Below are 1,980 nucleotides of genomic sequence, written 5' to 3'. Positions count from 1 at the left end.
TGATGGTCCCGGCGGGCCACGCCACCCAGTCCGTCGTGGACGAGCTCAAGGACCTGCTGTCCGAGGGCGACACGGTGGTCGACGGCGGCTCGTGCCGTCGGTGTTCGGAGGTCTCAGGTCGGTCAGGTGGGGGTTGGGCGCAGGGCGGGCAGGGCGATGCCGTCGGCGCCGCATTCGACGACGAGTTCGTCGCAGAAGACGTGGAGGGGATCCCGCGCGTCGCGGGTCGAGGCCGATCTGCAGGCCGCGGCCGGCGTCCAGGTAGCGGGTGTCGCCGCCGGGCAGGACGAACGCGTCGTACTCTCCAGGCTTTCGAGCGAACGCGATGCTGCACTGCGCGCCAGGCCGCACCGACGTCGCACTCGCGGCCAACTCCGGTTCCTACAACGCCGGTATCGCGGCGGGCGCCGCGCTCGGGGGACTGGTTCTGCCGCTGACCGGCGTGCGGGACACCTTCCTGGCCGGTGGGCTGCTGACCACCGGGGCCTGCGCGGTGCCGGTCGGTCGGCGAGGGGCGGCGTCACGGACCGAATCGCGCCGGACGGCACCGGCGGCAGTGCCCGGTCAGGGGCTTTCTTCGGGGGCGCCGGGCCGCCACAGCCAGCGCAGAGCGTCCGGCAACAGGACGCCACCGTGGTTGGGGCTGTGTCCGCCGTCTCCCAGGACGAGGCGGAAGTCGTAGCCCGCTTCGGCGAGAGCCGCTGCCACGCGCAGGTTTTCGGCGAGCCAGTTTCCCTGCGGCTCGTTCCAGCGGAGGTCGCGGTGGCCGGCTTGCATGAAGATGCGCAGCGGCATGCGGGGGACGCGGGGAATGAGGTCCGGGTAGGGGTTGCCGTCCGGCATCTGCGCGAAGCTGGACAGGTATCCGATGATGCGGCGGAACCTGTCCGGACGCAGCCACGCGGCGGTGAAGGCGCAGTTGCCGCCACTGCTCCCGCCGCAGATGCCCCACCTGCCGGGTTCCTGGGTGATGGTGTAGCGCTCCGCCACCTGCGGGATGATCTCGGTGAGGAGGAAGGTGACGTACCGGTCGTCGAAGGCGTCGTACTCGGCGTTGCGGTTCTTGGGGTTCTCCGCGTCGGGGAAGACGCCAGGATCGACGAACACGCCGATCGCGACGGGGATGTCGCCGCGGTGAACGAGGTTGTCCAGGACGATCGCGCCGCGTACCTCCCCCGCGGGGTCCAGGTACCACCATCCGTCCTGGAACACCATCAGGGATGCCGGTTCCGCCGGGTCGTACTGTGCGGGCACGTGAACCCAGAACTTCCGGACGGTTCCCGGATAGACCTCGCTGTCCCGCCACTCGAACCCGACCGTCTCGCCGGCGGGCACCCCCGGTTGCGGAGCGGAATCGGGTCCGTGGACATAGCACACGTCCGACTGGTCGACCGGAAGGGGCTGATAGGGCATGTCGATGGTCACGGGGAGCAAGGGTAGGACGATCACCACCCTTGACCGCAAGGGAATTCCCTCGATGCCGCCTCTGGTCGTCAGCGCCGGACGGAAGACTTCCCGGCACGATCGGACCGCCGCCAGCCGAGCCTGCTCCTGGAGGGGCTGGGCGGTGCGGCAACCAGACCATCCTGGCGGCCGGTACAGAAAAGAAGCTGATACGAGACATAAGGGAAACTGACTCGTGGGTCATAACTTAAAGAGTTCAAGTGGTCATGCTACGATCTTCGGGGTCGGAGCGACGTCGCGCATGCTCCGATGCGCCCTCGTAGACATGGACGGAGAGTTCCATGCCGGAACCCCACACCACTCCGACGAGACACTTTCCTTCGGCGTCGTTGTCCATGGTTCCGTTCGATCCTTGCATTGCTGGATCGAGGCGCTCTTCGTGGCCGAGAACGTGAAGCTGTTCGCCTCCGGCTTTGCGAGCCGAAAAGAACGCCGGGAAATACCTTGGCGACATCCATGGAACGCGTCAGGTGGGGGACCTGTGCGCAAAAGCACCAGCTAGAAAGATGAGAGACA

1 protein-coding gene and 2 pseudogenes are annotated in these 1,980 nt (G+C 67.5%); 2 read left to right on the top strand and 1 reads right to left on the bottom strand.

What is annotated here, in order from left to right; translation table 11 throughout:
* Together ABZ646_RS45855 and ABZ646_RS45850 are read left to right on the top strand one after the other, a co-directional pair.
* A pseudogene (locus ABZ646_RS45855) lies at nt 1-98 on the top strand (6-phosphogluconate dehydrogenase); the annotation flags it as partial.
* 221 nt (nt 99-319) lie between these two features.
* Nucleotides 320-496: pseudogene (locus tag ABZ646_RS45850) on the top strand (MFS transporter); the annotation flags it as partial.
* A gap of 68 nt (nt 497-564) precedes the next feature.
* Here the strand turns inward: ABZ646_RS45850 and ABZ646_RS45845 are convergent.
* The gene (locus tag ABZ646_RS45845) at nt 565-1,425 is read right to left on the bottom strand and encodes an alpha/beta hydrolase-fold protein (protein WP_360533523.1); all 861 of its coding nucleotides are present in this window, start codon (nt 1,423-1,425) and stop codon (nt 565-567) included.
* Nucleotides 1,426-1,980: the final 555 nt, after the last annotated feature.

Origin of the sequence: Streptomyces sp. NPDC007162 (genome assembly GCF_040634175.1) — a bacterium.
In the GTDB taxonomy this organism is placed as follows: Bacteria; Actinomycetota; Actinomycetes; order Streptomycetales; family Streptomycetaceae; genus Streptomyces.
This window is presented reverse-complemented; position numbering and strand designations above follow the sequence as displayed.